Origin of the sequence: Mesorhizobium sp. J8 (assembly GCF_016591715.1) — a bacterium.
Lineage (GTDB): Bacteria > Pseudomonadota > Alphaproteobacteria > Rhizobiales > Rhizobiaceae > Mesorhizobium.
The window spans coordinates 2,454,716-2,470,766 of record NZ_AP024109.1; the positions used below are offsets into that span (position 1 = coordinate 2,454,716).

A 16,051-nucleotide genomic window follows, 5' to 3' on the forward strand; every position below is an offset into this window, starting at 1 on the left:
CACAAGGGGAGAAGGGAAGGGCGCAGCTACACCGCGTTCGTCAGCCTCACAAACTCTTCCACGCTGAGCGTTTCGGCCCGCCGCATCGGATCGATGCTCGCCCTTGTCAGCAGCGCCTCGCCGCCCAGGCTCTTCACGCTCTGCCTCAGCATCTTGCGGCGCTGGCCGAAGGCGGCTTCGGTGACGCGGCCGAGCTTTTTTGCGTCAGCGGGCAGGGGCGACGAGCGCGGCACCAGATGCACGACAGAGGAGGTGACCTTGGGCGGCGGCGTAAAAGCCTGCGGCGGCACGTCGAAAGCGATTTTTGCTTCCGCGCGCCAGCCGGCCAGTACGCCGAGCCGGCCGTAGGCATCGCTGCCGGGACCCGCGGTGATGCGCTCCGCCACCTCGCGCTGGAACATCAGCGTCATCGACTGGTAGAAGGGCGGCCAGTCGGCCACGGTCAGCCAGCGGATCAGCAGCTCCGTGCCGATGTTGTAAGGCAGGTTGGCGGCGATCTTGACCGGCCCGCCATTCGCAGCGCCGGCAAGTGCGGCAAAATCCGTCTTCAGCGCATCGCCGGGGATGACCTCGAGCCGGCCGGGATAATGGCTGGAGACCTCTGCCAGCGCCTCCAGGCAGCGCTCGTCTCGCTCGATGGCGATCACCCGCCGCGCGCCGTTGAAGAGCAGCGCCCGCGTCAGTCCGCCCGGGCCCGGACCGACCTCGATCACGGTCGCCTCGCCGAGGTCTCCGGCCGCGCGCGCGATCTTGCTTGTCAGATTGAGGTCGAGCAGAAAATTCTGCCCGAGCGCCTTCTTGGCTTGCAGCCCATGCCGCTCGATCACCTCGCGCAGCGGCGGCAATCCGTCGATCGTGCTGCGTCCGTTCAAGGGAGCCTCATGCGGCGGCCCGCCGTCCGCTGTCGGCCAGCCGGCGCGCCAGCCTCAGCGCGGCGATCAGGCTGTCGGCGCGCGCTATCCCCTTGCCGGCGATGTCGAAAGCGGTGCCATGATCGGGCGAGGTTCGGATGAAGGGCAGACCCAGCGTCACGTTCACCGCCTCGTCGAAGGCCAGGGTCTTGGCTGGGATCAGCGCCTGATCGTGATACATGCAGAGCGCCGCGTCATAGGAGGCGCGCGCGCGCGGATGAAACATCGTGTCCGCCGGCAGCGGCCCGGTCGCGTCGATGCCTTCAGTCTTCAGCATCTCGACCGCGGGGGCGACGATCGCTGTATCCCCGGAACCCATCGCTCCGCCTTCGCCGGCATGCGGGTTGAGCCCGGCGATCGCAAGTCTCGGCCGGGCGATGCCGAACCGGCTCTTGAGATCAGACGCGGTGATGCGCGCGGTCGCGGCGATCAGCTCCGTCGTGAGCATCCTTGGCACGTCGGCCAGCGCGATATGGATGGTGACCGGAACGGTGCGCAGATCAGGTCCCGCCAGCAGCATCACGGGCATCACATCCCTGCCGGTGTGGCGCGAGGCCAGATGTGCCAGATATTCGGTGTGGCCGGGAAAGCCGAAACCGGCATCATAAAGCGGCTTCTTGGCGATTGGGCATGTGACTATCGCGGCGGCGCGGCCGGAGAGGCAGTCCGCGACGGCACGGTCGATCGCTTCGATGGTGCCGGTGGCGTTGGCCGGGTCCGGTTCTCCGGGGCTGTCGACATGGCGCGCATCGAGCGGCACGACGGGCAGGGCCCGGGCAAAGTGGTGCGCTGCCTGGCCCGGCAGCGTTTCGACAATCGTGATGTTTGCGCCGACCAGGCGCGCGCGGGCTTCGATCAAAGCGGGGTCGGCGATGAGATAGAAGGGCGGCACGCCGGCGCTGTCGCCCGCCTGCCAGGCGGCGATAGCGATCTCGGGTCCGATGCCCGAGGGGTCGCCGACGCTGAGCGCAAGCGGGGCATCGGTTTTCTGTCCGCTCATGCGAACTCGCGGATCGGACCGCTGACGCAACGGCGGAGGAGGGACTTGTTGCGGTGTCGCGGCACGCTTGTCGCTCTAGCGTTCGACGATCTTGGCCTTCTGGCGCAGCTCGGCGACGTATTTCTTGCTGAGCTCTTCCGCGTCCTTATCGTTGCTGCCCTCGGCCTGGAACACCATCTGCGCGGCCTTGTCGTCGGAGACCTCGCGCGAGGAGCAGACGCCGATGAACTCGACGCCACGCTCGGTCTCGCGGGTCGGCGTGGCGCCGCCGGTCTTGGTCGCCTTGATCTGTTCGGCCCAGTCGGACGGCAATTGCGGCGCCAGAAAGCGGCCGAGATCGCGCACGGTGACGTCGAGCAGGCCCTTGGCGAACTCGCGCGTGGTGTTGCAGCCATTGAAGCGGGCGCGCATGGCGTCGGCTTCGCGCTTGCGTTTGGCGAGCGTGGCGGCGCGCTCCGATGCCGGCACGACGAAGATCACCTGCTGCAGCATGTATTCCGTCGCCGTCGGCTTGGTGCCGCCCTTGTCGAGCATGCGTCGCACGGCGTCCTGCTCGGTCACCGAGCCGCCTTCGCCGGAGCGGTAGCGCGCGCCGAGCGCCTGGTTCCACGCCATCTGGGCGCGGATGAATTCCTTGAAATGCTCCTTGGTAACGCCCGATTGCGCCATGATCGCGTCGAGCCTCGCCAGCGGCATCTTGTTGCCCGACGCGAAGCGCTGGTAGGCGGCGTCGACCTGCTGGTCGGTGATGCGGATGCCGAGCCGCTTGGCTTCGGCCAGCCGCAGCGTCTGGTCGATCATCTCCTCTTTCGCATCGCCTTTCTTGTGCTGCAGCTTGAAGAAGGCGGCGCGGTGCGCGATGTCGCCGGTGGTGATCGGTATGCCGTTAACGATATACTTGATCTCAACGGCGAAAGCAGGCTGCACAACAGCCGTGACCGGAACCGTGATCGCCGCAACCAGAAGCGCGAAGCCCGCTGAAAACAGGTATTTCCTCATCTTGCCTTCCCAATTTTTCCCCACCACGACGGCGCCGCGCGTCCTCCGAACGCCTGCGCGATGCAGCCGACCCCATGCCCGTCTTATGCGGCGAAACGATGTCGCCGGCGCATGGCCCTGACAATCAGGCCCATTTTCGAAGGAACCCGCTCCAAATCAAGACCAAAGCCCCACATCAGCGCCCCAGCCGGCGCGCGGCTCGCGGCGGAGCGCTTTCCGCCTGGTCACTGGATGGTATCGACAGCGCTTGTTGACGAACCGAAATCGCCGAGCGTGCGGAACGAAAGGTTGAAACCGATGTTCTGCGACACTTCCTTGGTGACGGTGTCGCGCGTCTGCGAATACGTCATGATGTAGGTAAAGCAGGAATCGTTATAGGCGAAGCCGACACCGTCCTTGACCAGCACATTTGTCTGGAAATCGTAGGTGCCGGTGCCGAACAGCCGCCAATTCTGCGCCAGATGCGTGGAGGCGCCCAGCGTGAGCTCGTGGCGGTCGGTGGTGAAGCCATAGAGCGGCTGTGCCTCGATGAAGGCATATTTGGCGCTGAGCGATATCGGCAGGCTGGAATAGGCAGCCTTCACCTCGGCGCGCCTCACCTCGAACGTCTGCTCGTCGAAACGACCGCTCAGCGAGCCGGAGAAGCCGCTCGGGCTGTTGAAGCCGACAAGGCCGACATAGTCCGAGGTCCGCTTGTCCAGGCCGGACTCGGCCCCGGCATTGACGAGATCGGGCGCGGCAAAGGAGTTTTCGCCGGCGAGCTGGTAGGACTGGCCGAAGATGGCGTTCGTGCCCCAGCCATTGTCATAGGCCCCCGAGTAGCGGAAGCCGACATTGGCGCGCGTGCCGCCTTCGATCCGGTCATAGCCGGAGAATTTATCGCGCTCGAACAGCGTCGTGGCGTCGAAGACGAAGCTCTGCGCGTCCTCGTTCGGGATGGCCAGTCCGCCGACATACTGCTCGTTCGGACGAACGAAGACCTGCGCCGTCGGCTCCAGGACATGGCTGGAACTGGGCATCGAGAACAGGAGCGGCCAGCGCGCCTCGAGGCCCAAGGTCGCCATGTAGCGGGCGAGCGAGGAGCGCATGTCGGCAGTAGTGTCTATCGCCGGATTGGCTGCCATCTTTTCGATCTCGGTCAGCGACTCCGAATTGGCGTTGACATAGCCGGCGTCGCCGCGGAAGGCGAGCAGTGGCGTCAGCTGCAGGCCGCCATCGGTGGTGAAAGTGCGCTTCCATTCGGCTTCCGCGCTCAGTCGGCTCGACTCGCCTTCGATACCGCGCACGTTGTTGACCGAATTCGGGTCGCCGGGGTCAGCCAGCACGGCGTCCAGCCGGTTGCGGCTGATCACGCGCGCGTTGACGTTGAACGACAACTGGCCACCGGCCACCGACATGTCGGGGATATAGGCGTAGTCGAAGGACGGCAGCACCCAGGGCTGCTTGGCGGAGCGCGACGTCGGATCGCTAGAGAGCGTGTCTTCCTGCACCTCGAAGCGCATGGCGCGGACGTCGAAATAATTGCGGTCGCTCAAGCCCGTCAGATAGATCGACGACTGGTGGACGAGGTCGCTGTAGCCGTCGATATTGTAGGTGCGCGAGAATTCCTTGTCGGTCTGCAGCAGCAGGTCCCAGCCGAAGTTCCAGCGCTCGTTGATGGCGAACTGGCCCTTGGTGCCCATCATGCCGCGGAACTTGTTCGGATCATTGGCTTCGCCGGAATTCACATTGTGGATGCCGGAATCGATGAACGCGGCGGGATCCTGCTGGTTGATGCCGGCGATCTTCAGCGTGTACTGGCCGTTGTCGAAGCGCTGGCGCCACTCGGCCTCGCCGAGGAAACCCTGCTTGGTATAGCCGCTGCCGGTGACGGTCAGGTCATAGGTCGGGGACAGGGCGAAATAATAGGGGACTTTGACGCCGACGCCGAGATGGTTGTTGTAGACGATGCCGGGGATCAGGAAGCCGCTCTTGCGCTTCACCGTCGGGTCGGCGATCTCGAAGGCCGGCAGGTAGGCGAGCGGGAACCCGAAGAACTCGAAATTCGAGTTCTCGAAGCGGACCGTCTTTTTCTCGCCGTTCCAGATGATCTTCCGCGCTTTGACGCGCCAGGTCGGGGCTTTGTCCGGCTTGTCCTCGCAAGGTTCGCAGGCGGTGTAGACGCCGTTGTGGAAGGTCGTGAGCACGCCGCCCATGCGCTCGGCGCTCTCGGAGGCGAAATAAGCCTTGTCGACCGTCTCGACGCGCAGCGCGTTGAGAAAACCGTCGGCGAAATCGTCGGTGATGTCGATATGGTCGGAATTGATCTTGGTGCCGTCGCTGTTGATCAGCTCGACGGCGCCGCTCGCGACGAGCCGCTTGGTGTCGCGGTTGTACACCACGCGCTGGGCGACCAGCTTGTTGCCGCCATAGTCGATCTGCACGCCGCCGACGGCCGTCACCGTATGCTTGTCGTTGTCATAGACAAGCGTATCGGCGGCCAGCAGCATCTGCGAACCGGACGGGACGGGCTTGGCAGTAATCTGCTGCGCCAGCGCGGGTGCCATCGGCACCGCGCAAGCGAACAGACATGCCAAAGCGGTCGCCCCATAGAGGCGTGCCAAACCGGCCTGCCTATGGCTGCGCAAAACCGCCTCCCTCACTAGCCGTCTTCCTTGTATAGCAGAAATGTCACCCCAAAGAACATAGCCACGACAACCGGAACCCATGCAGCCACCACCGTAGGCACGAATCCGGCGACACCGAATGCCTTGACCAGTACCGAAACGACATAAAGCAGAAAGCCGGCCACGACGCCACCCAGAATCATCGTTGCCGACTGCCCCATTCGCGCAAATCGCATTGAAACTGTTGCGGCAATTAGCGTCATGGCCACGAGAAGGAACGGCAACGCCACCAGCGAATCAAATTGCATGGCGAAGGCGTTGGCCTTCAACCCGAACGAGCGGGCGACCTCGATCTTGCGCGGCAGCTCGTAGAAGGGAATGGTTTCCGGGCGCGCCAGGCGCTCCTGCACGAATTCCGGCTTGAGATTGGTCGGCACCTTGTCGGAGGCCAGTGCCTGGATATTGCCGCCCTTGAAGACCTTGACGTCCTGCAATTCCCAGTAGCCGTCGCGCAGGAAAGCCTTGGCGGCATCCTTGCGCTCGGTAATGTTGCCCTGCTGGTCGAGGATGAAAAACACCGAATCCGCCATCTCCAGCCCCTGGTTGAGGATGGCACGGGCGCCGATGATGGTGTCGCCCGATTCGGTCTTTTGCCGGAGCCACGGCGTGACGTTGGTGGTGACGGCATTCGACTTGCCGGCCCTGAGGTCGTTCTCCATCTGCTCGGACCAGGAAAATCCATGCGCGGCGATCGGGTTGATGATGGCGACCGACAACACGCCGAACATCAGCGCGCCGACGCAGCAAGGAAACAGGAACTGCCAGGCCGACACGCCTGCCGAACGCGCGATGACCAGCTCGTAGCGGCGGTTGAGCGACACCAGCGTCGCCATCGCCGAGAACAGCCCGACGAACGGCACCGTTTGCAGCATGATCATCGGCATCCTCAGCGCCGAAATGGCGAAGGCTATGCCGTAGGTGAAGCCGGGCAGCCCGGTCGTGCGGCCCGAAAGCTCGGTGAAGTCGATCAGGAACACCAGCGCCAGCAGGCCCAGGAAGAACCAGAAGGTGATCGACACGTAGCGGAAGAAGAAATAGCGGCCCAGCGTCCAGCCCATGGTCAGGCTCCCTGGCCCGAGGTGCGCCGGGCGAGCCAGAGCTTGAATGTCGTCCAGTTTTCGCCGGCGCGCTTGGCAAGGCCCGTCAGCCAGTCGGCCCAGCTGACCGGCAATTCCATGGTGCGGGACGAGACGATGAACCAGATCGAGACTGCCGAGGCGATGAGCGGTATGCCGTAGAGCAGATAGACATAGTACCAGACCTTGTCGGCTTTACCGGCGGCGAAGAAGCCCAGCCACCGCACGAAAAGCGCGATCGCGATCGCCGTGATCAGCGGATTGATGCGCGCTTCGCGATGCGAGCGCGCATCGCCCGCCACCGCAAGCGCGATCAGCGCGAACACCAGCGAGTAGGACCATTCGGCGAAGCGCTGGTTGAGCTCCGCGCGGTAGCTGCCCGGTTCGCGCTGGAACATCTTGTCGTTGGGATCCGGGTTGAGCAGGTATGCCGTCGTGCGGTCCTTGGGCAAAAGCGTGATGTCGTTGGCCGCCGACATGAAGGCCGACATGTCGAAGGCGTAAGAGGTGAAGCGGATGACAGAGAGGTCGCCGGTCACCGATTTGCGGTTGATGACGCCGTCATTCATCATCAGCACCTTCTCGTCGCCCTTTTCGACGATGCTGCCGGTCTTGGCGTAGTAGGTGAGGCTGGCGCCTTCCTCGCGCGAATCGGCGACGAAGATGCCGCCCAGCCGGTTGCCGGGAAGGCGTTCGCCGACCTGCAAATAGAGGCCCTCGTCGATCTTGCGGAACGTGCCTTCCTGAATGATCAGCGACACGAGATCGGCGCGCGAGGCCGCCACCAGCTGGCGGTTCTTCTGCCTGGCATAGGGGTCTATCGCGTTGTCGACGATGAAGGAAAAGGCGCAGGCAAAAGCAGCCAGCAGCAGGATCGGCCGCGCGATCGTCCAGCGCGAGGCGCCGGCGGCGCTGAGCACGGCCAGCTCCGAATCGGTGTTCATCGCGCTCAGCGTCTGCGCCACCGCCACCACCAGGGCGAACGGCACCACGATCGGGATGATGGAGGGGATGATGAGCGCCGCGACCTCGAAGAAGGTCAGCGCCGATTGGCCGTTGTCGGTGACGAGGTCGATCTTGGCCAGCACCTGCGTCGTCCACACGATCGCCAGCGTCCAGGCCAGCGCGGCGAGGAACATCGTCAGCGCGCGGCGCATGATGTAGCGTTCAACGACCTTCATGAAGGCTTTTCTCGATTTTGCCGAACGGCATCATGCCCGCCGACAAAGTAGTGATCCGGCGACGCCTGCACAACTGGGTCATAAGCGGCTCGCTCCGGATTGTCGCCCCATGCCGCGTGCCCCGGCGCGGCGGAGTGTCCGCGCCAATGGATAAGAAATGCAAAACATTGATGGTTAACAGCAGGTTACGGCAGAGAGCTAACGCTGTGCCGAGGCGAATCCTTTGTCTATTGTGGTGCTGATATAGACTGCGATTTCGGCCAAAGTCTTGCCAAATGGCTCAAAACGACCAAATGTCGCGCACGCTTGCCGAACCTTTGCCGACACCCCGCCTCCATCCCGAAAGCAGGACCTTATGACGTCGAGACCTTCCATCTCCTTCGCCAAATTCGCCGCGCCGAAAAAGGGCAGCGTCTTCGTATTCGCGGCCGATGGCGGCGGACTCGGCGAGGCGGCGAAGGCCTGCGATCCGGCCGGCGCGCTTGCGCGTGCCTTTCCGGTCGCGGATTTTTCCGGCAAGTTCGCAAGCTCGGCCGAAGTGCTGGCGCCGGAAGGAACGTCTGTCGACCGGCTTGTGGCGATCGGCGCCGGCAAGGTTTCGAGCCTCGATGACAATGGCTGGCAAAAGCTCGGCGGCGCCGTTGCCGCTGCGCTGCGCAAAGCGACCGAGGTGGCCGTCATTCTCGATCTGCCCGATCTGCAGCCTGATGGCCGCCAGGCGGCCAGCGTTGCCGCCGGCATCCTGCTGCGCACTTATTCCTTCGACAAATACAAGACCAGAAAGGACAAGGAAGACGGACAATCCGATTCGAAGGGGGCCGACGCCAAGAAGGCCGAAACGGCGAAACCCGCCAAGATAACCATCCATTGCGCCGACCCCACGGCCGCGAAGAAGGCCTTCGCCGGCGAGGAAGCGGTGGTGGATGGCGTTCTGCTTGCCCGCGACCTCGTCAACGAGCCGGCCAATGCGCTGGGCCCGGTCGAATTCGCCGATCGCGTCAAGCAACTGGAATCGCTCGGCGTCGAGGTCGAGATCCTGACCGAGAAAGAGATGAGGAAGCTCGGCATGGGCTCGCTGCTTGGCGTGGCCCAAGGATCGCCGCGCGGCGCGCGCCTGGCGGTGATGCGCTGGAACGGCGGCAAGGCCAAGGACGCGCCGCTTGCCTTCATCGGCAAGGGCGTCACCTTCGATACCGGCGGCAATTCGATGAAGCCGGCTTCAGGCATGGAAGACATGAAGGGCGACATGGGCGGTGCGGCCGCCGTCACCGGGTTGATGCACGCGCTGGCCGCGCGCAAGGCCAAGGCCAATGTGGTCGGCGTGATCGGTCTCGTCGAGAATGCCGTCGACGGCCATGCCCAGCGCCCCGGCGACATCGTCACCTCGATGTCGGGCCAGACGATCGAAGTGTTGAACACCGACGCCGAAGGCCGCCTCGTGCTCGCCGACGCACTCTGGTACGCCAACGACCGCTTCAAGCCGAAATTCATGATCAACCTAGCAACGCTGACCGGCGCCATCATGGTGGCGCTCGGCCAGCATTATGCCGGCCTGTTCTCCAACAATGACGAGCTCGCCGGCCGGCTGTTCGGCGCCGGCCAGGCCAGCCAGGAGCGGGTCTGGCGCATGCCGCTCGGCCCCGAATACGACAAGCTGATCGATTCCAAGAACGCCGACATGAAGAACATCGGCGGCCGCTATGGCGGCGCCATCATCGCCGCGCAGTTCCTGCAGCGCTTCGTCAAGGACACGCCCTGGGCGCATCTCGACATTGCCGGTACCGCGATGGGCGCGCCGTCGAGCGAGATCAACCAGTCCTGGGGCTCGGGTTTCGGCGTCAGGCTGCTCGACCGACTGGTGCGCGATCACTACGAAGGGTAGGGGATGGCCGACATCCTCTTCTACCATCTGACCGAATCGACGCTGGAGGAGGCGCTGCCCGGCCTGCTCGAGCGCAGCGTCGAGCGCGGCTGGCGCGCGGTGGTGCAGACAGGTACCGAAGAGCGCCGCGACGCGCTCGACCAGCATCTGTGGACGTTCCGCGACGATTCCTTCCTGGCGCATGCCACCGACCGCGAGGCCTATCCGGCCGAGCAGCCGATCCTGCTCACCACGGGCGAGGGCAACCAGAACGCCGCGCAGATACGCTTCCTGGTGGATGGTGCAAGTCCGCCCGAGCTTTCCGGCTACGAGCGCGCCGTCTTCCTGTTCGACGGCCATGACGCGGCTCAGCTCGAAGCCGCGCGCGGCCATTGGAAGACGATGAAGGAAGCCGGCCACGCCGTGACCTACTGGCAGCAGACGCCGGATCGCCGCTGGGAGCGCAAGGATTAGCGCTTCTTCGCAATCGAACTGCTGCCACACCTTCGGCGGCGGTCGCACCAAGACGTCCGGCTCCCGCTCAACCCTTTGCCAGCGCCGACAGTTGCTCCAGAGTTATCTTGTGAACCAGCGGATCGGCGTGCCGGTGCGCCAGCAGCCATTCGCCGTTTTCACGTCGGAAAACCAGCGTCACCCTGAGCGGCCATTCTTGGTCCAGGCCACCGACCTTGCCATGTCCCCATTCGATCACGGCGAGCACCGCCATGTCGCCCGATGCGTACGCTTGCACCAACTCCATTTTCACTCCGCCGTCTTGAAAGTAGCTGGCCAGTTCGGCCAGGTGCGAGGGGCTTCTGTCGAAGCCCCTCGAGAACGGACCGCCGAAGGGCTGCATCAACGTGAAGTCGGGGGCGATCTCGATCAGGTCGAGATAGGTTTTCATGTCGCCACGCATGAACGCCGCGCTGGCCGCCTCCGCCCGTGTCAAAAGCTCCTTCAGAGCTGCATCGTCGATGGCCGCTTGCGGCGCAGCTTCGCTCAACGCTGCCTGCACCGCCAGCGGCAAGGCAAGCGGTGCCGCCAGCGCCAGCCGCCTAGAAACGGTTTTCCTGCGGGCTTTCCTTCCAAGCGGCGCGCTGGCCTTGCCGGTTGTGTCGCTTAATTTGGACATGGGAAATCTCCTCAAATTTGAAAGTGGATACCGGCGGCGCTCAGGCCGTCCGACCGATGCGCTGAGGGATCTCACTTCAATCGAGATGAATCCAGTGATATGATTTCAAGAATATGCTGCATCAAATCGATCTATCTCGCGCCGATCTCAACCTGTTGGTCCTGTTTGAGACTGTCATGGAGGAACGCCATGTCGGCCGATCGGCATCGCGGCTCAACCTGTCACCGTCGGCGGTCAGCCATGGCCTCGGCCGGCTGCGCGGCCTGCTCGGCGATCCGCTGTTCCTGCGCACGCCGAGGGGCGTCGTGCCGACCTACCGCGCGCTGGAGCTTGCCGGGCCTGTCGCCGAAATCCTGGCGCGGGTGAGAAGCGTCGTCGCCAGCGCCGAGCCCTTCGATCCCAGCCGTTCCAGCCGCCGTTTCGTCATCGGCGCGCCCGATGGCGCCTCGGCGGTGTTCCTGCCGTCGCTGCTCGAAGTTCTGCATCAATTCGCGCCGGGTATTGACATCGGCATCCGCCAGCTGCTGCCGAGGCAAGGAGAGACGTCGCCGTTGCCCGCCTGGAGCGACGTCATCGCTGAACTTGAGGCAAGAATTATGGATGTCGCGGTCCTCCCGATCGGCGACGTGCCCGAACGCTTTCTCCGGCGCGCGCTCTATGAAGAGGATTTCGTCATCGCCATGCGTGCCGGACACCGGTTCTCGCTGGCCCCGAGCATCGAGGCATACTGCGCCATGCAGCACCTCGTCGTGTCGCAGACAGGCGACGCGCACGGGTTCGTCGATATCGCGCTCGCCGCGCGGGGTCTGTCGCGGCGCATCGCGCTCACCGTACCCAATTTCATGTTCGCGCTTGCCGTGTTGGCCGAGACGGATTTTGTCTCGGCGCTGCCGCGTCGTTTCGTGGCCAGGCATGCGCGCCGCTTCGGTGTGATCGCGGTCGATCCTCCCGTGACGCTACCACCTTTCCAGATCACCGCCGTAGTGCCGAAGGTCGCGATGATGGACGCTGGCATTGCCTGGCTCGTCGGCCAGTTGGAGCAGGTCGGATCGGCGGTCGATCCATCTGGCATCACGGCCGGCTGATCGACTTCGGAGTCGCAAACGCGGCGCTTCATGGGTTAAATAGGGCCAAGCTCACGCGGCGGGGGGAGAATGCAGGTCAGGATCGTCGGAACCGGCAGGGCGGTACCGGCTGAGCGGCTGACCACGCGCTCGCTGGAGGAGCGGCTCGGCCTCGGCCAGGGCGCGCTCGAAGCCGCGACCGGCGTCCTCGAGCGCTATGTGTGCAGTGCCGAATCGCAAATTGATCTCGCTTGCGCCGCGGCGACGCTTGCGCTCGAGGAAGCCGGCCTCGATGCAAGCGCGGTCGACCTGATCGTCGGCGGCTGCGGCGTGCCCTACCAGCCGCTGCCGGCAACCGCGCCCCTGGTTATGCAGCGCCTTGGCCTTGCCGACGGCTCGGCCGCCGCCTTCGATGTCAACAGCACCTGCCTGGGCTTCCTCACCGCTTTCGAGACCGCGGGCCGCATGATCGAGGCCGGGCAATGCGAGACCGCCCTGGTCTTCTCGTCCGAAGTCGCCTCGCGCGCCTTGCCATGGCAGGACGCGCCGGAGACCGCAGCACTTTTCGGCGACGGCGCTGCGGCAGCCGTGTTGCGCAAAGCCAAGCCGGGCGAGGGCAAGGTGGCGGCGAGCCTGATGCGCACCTATCCATCGGGCTGGGAGGCCTGCGGCATAGGTTCGGGCGGCACGCGCTTCGACTTCCGCAAGGAGCAGGAGGCATTCGCGGCACACAGCCTGTTCCACATGGATGGCAAGGAGTTGTTCCGGCTGACCTCGCGCCATTTCAACGCCTTCGTCGCCGCTCTGCTCGAACGCGCCGGTTGGCGGCATGGCGATGTCGATCTCGTCGTGCCGCACCAGGCGAGCCCTTTCGCGCTCGCGCATATGGCGCGCCAGACCGGCTTTGCGCCGCAGAAGCTGGTCGACATCTCCGCCCGCTTCGGCAACCAGATCGCGGCCTCCATGCCCTTCGCGCTGGATGTCGCGCGCCGCGAGGGTCGCGTAGCGACGGGCATGAAGCTGCTCTTCCTTGGTACTTCCGCCGGCGTCTCCTTCGGCGGCATGGCATTGGAGGTCTGAGCATGGCCGTGCTCGTCACCGGCGCCAGCGGTTTCCTAGGCTCCCATGTGCTCGAGAGGCTGGCGGCATCGGGCACGCTGGCGCTCGGGCTCGGCCGTGACGAAGAACGTTGCGTGGCGCTCGAAGCCTTGGGCCATCGCATCATCTGTCACGATCTCGCGCAACCGCTCGACGAGGCGCTTGACCCCAGGCTCGCCAGGGTCGAGCGGATCATCCATTGCGCGGCGCTCTCGTCGCCCTTCGGACGCCTGGCGGATTTCGTGACGGCCAATGTCACGGCGACGCGGAACCTCGTCGATTTCGCCAGGCGGCGGGGCGTCGGCCGCTTCGTCCACATTTCCAGCCCGTCCGTCTGCTTCGCCTTCCGCGACCAGCTCGACCTTAGAGAGGACGTGGCCTTGCCGGAGCCGGTCAATCATTATGCCCGCACCAAGCGCGAGGCGGAGACGATCGTGCTCGGCCAGACCGATATCCATCCGGTAGTGCTGCGGCCGCGCGGCATCTACGGCAAGGGCGACCGCGCGCTGCTGCCGCGCCTGATCAAGGCGGCCAGAAGCCGACCGCTGCCGCTGTTTCGCGACGGCCGCGCGGCCATCGACCTGACCCATGTCGACGATGTCGTCGAGGCGGTCATGGCGGCGCTCGCGGCACCGGTCGAGGCCGAACGCCAAATCTTCAACATCTCCGGCGGCGAGGTGCTGCCGGTCCGCCGCATCGCCGACGACGCCTGCGTCCGCGCCGGCCTGAAGGCGCGCTGGCGGGCGATGCCGTTGTTGCCGGCGATGCTGGCGGCGGGCTTGATGGAAGCGGTGGCGCTGCGTCTGCCTGGACGCTCCGAACCGCCGGCCACCCGCTATGGGCTGGGCCTCTTCGCCTACGCGCAAAGCCTCGATCTTTCCAAGACGAGACGGGTGCTGGGCTGGGCGCCGAAGATTGCGTTCGAACAGGGACTTGACCGCACTTTCGCCGGCGGCTGCGCGCCATGAAGCTCGTCTTCGCCAACAGCGCCTGGGTGAGCGCCGCCGAGCGGTTGATCCTGCGCGGCGGCGCCTGGCAAAGCGTCAGGCTGCGCGTCCGCTACGGGCTATTTTTTCATGCCGTTGCCGGGCCAGTTCTGGTCGATACCGGCTACACGCCCGAGGCGCTGAGCGGTGAGCGGCGCGGCCGCATGCTGCGGCTGTACGGTGGGTTGCTCAAACCTCAGCTCAACCCCGACGCGCAGGTCCTCCCGGTGCTGCGGCGTTTCGGTCTGTCGCCCGATGATATCAGCACAATCATCGTCACCCACTTCCATGCCGACCACATTTCGGGCCTGTCGCTGTTCCGCAACGCCCGCTTTATCGCCAGCGATTCCGCCTGGGCGCGGGTCAAGGCGCGCAGCCCGAGGCAGAATATGCGCCACGGCGTCTTCACCGAGCTTTTTCCTGTCGATTTCGAAGCGCGGTTGGACGCTCTGTCCGCCAAGCCGAGCGTTGCAGCGCGTGGCAGCATGCCCGGCGGCGCCGATCTCTTCGGCGACGGCAGCGTGATCGCGGTCGATCTTCCCGGACATGCCGACGGCCAGTTCGGCCTGCTGTTCAATGCCCTCGACCGACCGCTGCTCTACGCCGTCGATGTGCAATGGCTACTCGCAGCCTTGACCGACAACCGCACACCCGGCTTTCCGGCCACCTTGATCGCCGAGGATGCGGCGGCGATCGAGCCGACCAGCGCCATGCTGCGTCGCTTCCTCGCCTCTGGCGGCGAGGTGATGCTCTGCCATGATCCCGCGCCGACGCCCTATGACCTCGCGCCGGAGGATTCATGAACGCGCTGGCGGAGGCGGCAGGGTCTTTCACCCTGACACGTTGGGCTTCGCGCAAGAACCGTGCGGATTTCGAGCGCTGGCAGGCAACTGCCCTGCGTCGCTTCCTCGACCGCGACCTGCCGCGCGCGCCTTTCTATCGAAAAGCGCCGGCTCAACTTGCCGATCTGCCGGTGACCGACAAGGCTTTGCTGATGGCGCGCTTCGAGGATTTCAACATCCACCGTCTGACCGCAACGCAAGCCTGGGCGGCTATGGCTCGTGACGGCCGCGCCGGCGCGCTCACCGTCGGCGCCAGCACCGGCACCTCCGGCAATCGCGGCCTGTTCGTGATTTCGGAAGCCGAGAAATACCGGTGGCTGGGCACGATCCTCGCCAAGGCGGCGTCCGATCTTCTCTGGCGCGGCATCCGGGTCGCCGTCATCCTGCCGCAGAACACAGGGCTTTACGACAGCGCCCGCAAATCGCGGCTGATAAAGCTCGCCTTCTTCGACCTGACCTCGGGGCCGGAAAGCTGGCGCGGCGCGCTCGAAGCCTTCGACCCGACGGTCATCATCGCGCCGCCAAAAATGCTCCGGCATTTCGCGGCCGAGAACTTCCAGCTCCGGCCGAAGCGCGTTTTTTCCGCTGCCGAAACGCTCGATCCGGTCGACCGTCCGGTTATCGAGGATTTCTTCCGGCTGCCGCTCGATCAAATCTACATGGCGACGGAAGGCCTGTTCGCCGTGACCTGCCGGCAGGGCGGATTGCATCTTGCGGAAGACTCCGTCTTCTTCGAATTCGAGCCTGCGGGTGAGGGGCTGGTGACGCCGCTGGTGACGGCTTTTCGTCGCCGGACGCAGATCATGGCGCGCTACCGGATGAACGATCTGTTGCGCTTGTCCAAAGGACCTTGCCGTTGCGGGTCGCCGCTGCGCTGCGTCGATGAGATCGTCGGCCGCATGGACGATGTCTTCCGGCTTGCTTCGCCGGACGGCCCGATCCTGGTCACGCCCGATGTGCTGCGCAACGCCGTGCTCAAGGCCGATCGCCGCATCGACGATTTTCGCCTCGTCCAGACGGGGCCGGACAGGGTCGAGCTCAGCCTTCCGCCAACGTTCGCGGACGACGCGGCGGCTGCCGCTCATCAAGCGGTGCAGGCGTTGCTGGACGCGCGAAAGGCGGTCGCCACCGTCGTGCTCGTCCGCGGGCCGCTGCCGCTGGAAACAAGCCGCAAGCTGCGTCGCGTCGAATGCCGGCTGGAGCAGGGACGATGAGCGGCGTGGCAACAATGGAAA

14 protein-coding genes are annotated in these 16,051 nt (G+C 65.0%); 7 read left to right on the forward strand and 7 right to left on the reverse strand.

Annotation, left to right across the window (positions count from 1 at the left end; translation table 11 throughout):
* Nucleotides 1-26: 26 nt before the first annotated feature.
* The 6 genes from rsmA to lptF all read right to left on the reverse strand — a co-directional run bounded on the left by rsmA (nucleotide 27) and on the right by lptF (nucleotide 7,833).
* Entirely contained in the window at nucleotides 27-872 is an 846-nt protein-coding gene (gene rsmA / locus MJ8_RS11270) for a 16S rRNA (adenine(1518)-N(6)/adenine(1519)-N(6))-dimethyltransferase RsmA (protein WP_201414435.1), read from the reverse strand.
* Nucleotides 873-879: 7 nt separating this feature from the next.
* The gene (gene pdxA, locus MJ8_RS11275) at nucleotides 880-1,911 is read right to left on the reverse strand and encodes a 4-hydroxythreonine-4-phosphate dehydrogenase PdxA (protein WP_201414436.1); all 1,032 of its coding nucleotides are present in this window, start codon (nucleotides 1,909-1,911) and stop codon (nucleotides 880-882) included.
* A gap of 75 nt (nucleotides 1,912-1,986) precedes the next feature.
* Nucleotides 1,987-2,910, reverse strand: a complete 924-nt coding sequence (locus tag MJ8_RS11280; protein WP_201414437.1) for a SurA N-terminal domain-containing protein — start codon at nucleotides 2,908-2,910, stop codon at nucleotides 1,987-1,989.
* Nucleotides 2,911-3,134: 224 nt separating this feature from the next.
* A complete protein-coding gene (locus MJ8_RS11285) occupies nucleotides 3,135-5,552 on the reverse strand; it encodes an LPS-assembly protein LptD (RefSeq protein WP_201414438.1) in 2,418 nt (805 codons plus the stop codon).
* Nucleotides 5,552-6,634 carry an LPS export ABC transporter permease LptG gene (gene lptG / locus MJ8_RS11290; RefSeq protein WP_201414439.1) on the reverse strand — a complete coding sequence of 361 codons (1,083 nt, stop codon included), beginning with the start codon at nucleotides 6,632-6,634 and terminating at the stop codon, nucleotides 5,552-5,554. Before lptG ends, MJ8_RS11285 begins: the two co-directional genes overlap by 1 nt.
* 2 nt (nucleotides 6,635-6,636) lie before the next feature.
* Entirely contained in the window at nucleotides 6,637-7,833 is a 1,197-nt protein-coding gene (gene lptF, locus MJ8_RS11295; RefSeq protein WP_201414440.1) for an LPS export ABC transporter permease LptF, read from the reverse strand.
* 355 nt (nucleotides 7,834-8,188) lie between these two features.
* Between lptF and MJ8_RS11300 the strand changes: the two genes are divergently transcribed.
* Together MJ8_RS11300 and MJ8_RS11305 are read left to right on the forward strand one after the other, a co-directional pair.
* Nucleotides 8,189-9,715, forward strand: a complete 1,527-nt coding sequence (locus tag MJ8_RS11300) for a leucyl aminopeptidase (protein WP_201414441.1) — start codon at nucleotides 8,189-8,191, stop codon at nucleotides 9,713-9,715.
* A gap of 3 nt (nucleotides 9,716-9,718) precedes the next feature.
* Nucleotides 9,719-10,168: a DNA polymerase III subunit chi gene (locus MJ8_RS11305; RefSeq protein WP_201414442.1), complete on the forward strand. Its 450-nt coding sequence runs from the start codon at nucleotides 9,719-9,721 to the stop codon at nucleotides 10,166-10,168.
* A 67-nt stretch (nucleotides 10,169-10,235) separates the two neighbouring features.
* Here the strand turns inward: MJ8_RS11305 and MJ8_RS11310 are convergent, their stop codons facing one another.
* A complete protein-coding gene (locus tag MJ8_RS11310; protein WP_201414443.1) occupies nucleotides 10,236-10,826 on the reverse strand; it encodes a YybH family protein in 591 nt (196 codons plus the stop codon).
* 113 nt (nucleotides 10,827-10,939) lie between these two features.
* Here MJ8_RS11310 and MJ8_RS11315 point away from each other — a divergent pair, with 113 nt between their 5' ends.
* From MJ8_RS11315 to MJ8_RS11335, 5 genes are all read left to right on the forward strand, one after another.
* A complete protein-coding gene (locus tag MJ8_RS11315) occupies nucleotides 10,940-11,911 on the forward strand; it encodes a LysR family transcriptional regulator (protein ID WP_201414444.1) in 972 nt (323 codons plus the stop codon).
* A gap of 69 nt (nucleotides 11,912-11,980) precedes the next feature.
* Entirely contained in the window at nucleotides 11,981-12,970 is a 990-nt protein-coding gene (locus MJ8_RS11320) for a 3-oxoacyl-ACP synthase III family protein (protein ID WP_201414445.1), read from the forward strand.
* Between the two features lie 2 nt (nucleotides 12,971-12,972).
* Nucleotides 12,973-13,956 (forward strand): NAD-dependent epimerase/dehydratase family protein, encoded by a 984-nt coding sequence (locus MJ8_RS11325; RefSeq protein WP_201414446.1) that lies wholly within the window; start codon nucleotides 12,973-12,975, stop codon nucleotides 13,954-13,956.
* Nucleotides 13,953-14,777: an MBL fold metallo-hydrolase gene (locus tag MJ8_RS11330; protein WP_201414447.1), complete on the forward strand. Its 825-nt coding sequence runs from the start codon at nucleotides 13,953-13,955 to the stop codon at nucleotides 14,775-14,777. The genes MJ8_RS11325 and MJ8_RS11330 overlap by 4 nt, the downstream gene beginning before the upstream one ends.
* Nucleotides 14,774-16,030, forward strand: a complete 1,257-nt coding sequence (locus MJ8_RS11335; RefSeq protein ID WP_201414448.1) for a F390 synthetase-related protein — start codon at nucleotides 14,774-14,776, stop codon at nucleotides 16,028-16,030. The genes MJ8_RS11330 and MJ8_RS11335 overlap by 4 nt, the downstream gene beginning before the upstream one ends.
* Nucleotides 16,031-16,051 lie beyond the last annotated feature (21 nt).

Excerpts from the sequence above, each read along its gene's own strand:
- pdxA (WP_201414436.1), bottom strand. The coding sequence starts at position 1,911 with ATGAGCGGACAGAAAACCGATGCCCCGCTTGCGCTCAGCGTCGGCGAC.
- MJ8_RS11305 (WP_201414442.1), top strand. The coding sequence starts at position 9,719 with ATGGCCGACATCCTCTTCTACCATCTGACCGAATCGACGCTGGAGGAG.
- MJ8_RS11315 (WP_201414444.1), top strand. The coding sequence starts at position 10,940 with ATGCTGCATCAAATCGATCTATCTCGCGCCGATCTCAACCTGTTGGTC.
- MJ8_RS11280 (WP_201414437.1), bottom strand. The coding sequence starts at position 2,910 with ATGAGGAAATACCTGTTTTCAGCGGGCTTCGCGCTTCTGGTTGCGGCG.
- lptG (WP_201414439.1), bottom strand. The coding sequence starts at position 6,634 with ATGGGCTGGACGCTGGGCCGCTATTTCTTCTTCCGCTACGTGTCGATC.
- lptF (WP_201414440.1), bottom strand. The coding sequence starts at position 7,833 with ATGAAGGTCGTTGAACGCTACATCATGCGCCGCGCGCTGACGATGTTC.
- MJ8_RS11335 (WP_201414448.1), top strand. The coding sequence starts at position 14,774 with ATGAACGCGCTGGCGGAGGCGGCAGGGTCTTTCACCCTGACACGTTGG.
- MJ8_RS11325 (WP_201414446.1), top strand. The coding sequence starts at position 12,973 with ATGGCCGTGCTCGTCACCGGCGCCAGCGGTTTCCTAGGCTCCCATGTG.
- MJ8_RS11330 (WP_201414447.1), top strand. The coding sequence starts at position 13,953 with ATGAAGCTCGTCTTCGCCAACAGCGCCTGGGTGAGCGCCGCCGAGCGG.
- MJ8_RS11320 (WP_201414445.1), top strand. The coding sequence starts at position 11,981 with ATGCAGGTCAGGATCGTCGGAACCGGCAGGGCGGTACCGGCTGAGCGG.
- MJ8_RS11310 (WP_201414443.1), bottom strand. The coding sequence starts at position 10,826 with ATGTCCAAATTAAGCGACACAACCGGCAAGGCCAGCGCGCCGCTTGGA.
- MJ8_RS11300 (WP_201414441.1), top strand. The coding sequence starts at position 8,189 with ATGACGTCGAGACCTTCCATCTCCTTCGCCAAATTCGCCGCGCCGAAA.